Annotated in this window: 2 protein-coding genes; both read left to right on the top strand. The window is 67.1% G+C overall.

Features of this window, described 5'->3' with window-relative positions:
• Nucleotides 1-230, top strand: a 230-nt coding sequence (locus AC1DCP_RS26520) for an alpha-E domain-containing protein (protein WP_476774889.1), incomplete at its 5' end; no start/stop codon positions are given.
• 81 nt (nucleotides 231-311) lie between these two features.
• A partial coding sequence (locus tag AC1DCP_RS26525; protein ID WP_476774890.1) for a transglutaminase N-terminal domain-containing protein occupies nucleotides 312-425 on the top strand: 114 nt, incomplete at its 3' end.

The raw sequence follows: 425 nt of genomic DNA on the forward strand, positions 1-425 counted from the left end.
CGCTGGTGTCGAGCATGGACGAGGTGGTCGCCATTCTCGCGGTGGTGGCCAACCAGCAGTCGTCGGAGACGGAGCGCCAGGCTGGTAAACTCCACGCCGACCTGAAATACGCGCGCATCGACGACATCTTCGCCGTTGGCCTGCACGCCTACCTGACCAGCTTCCTGGAGCGCATTGGCGATCTCGGCAACGGCATCAGCCGGGACTTCCTCGTCCCGCTGGCTGCCTGACGAGGTGCCGGGAACGCCACACCGTTGCCGGATCGGGCGGGTGGCGGGCCGGGCACCGGTCGCCGCGGCGCGTGCCTTATCGTGAAATACAAGATCCACCACAAGACGGTCTACCGTTACACCGAGCCAGTGCGCCGCAGCGTGCACGAACTGCGGCTCGCGCCGCGTTCGGGGCCACTTCAGTCCGTGCAGGGC

It is taken from the genome of Agrobacterium sp. 10T429 (genome assembly GCF_056393925.1).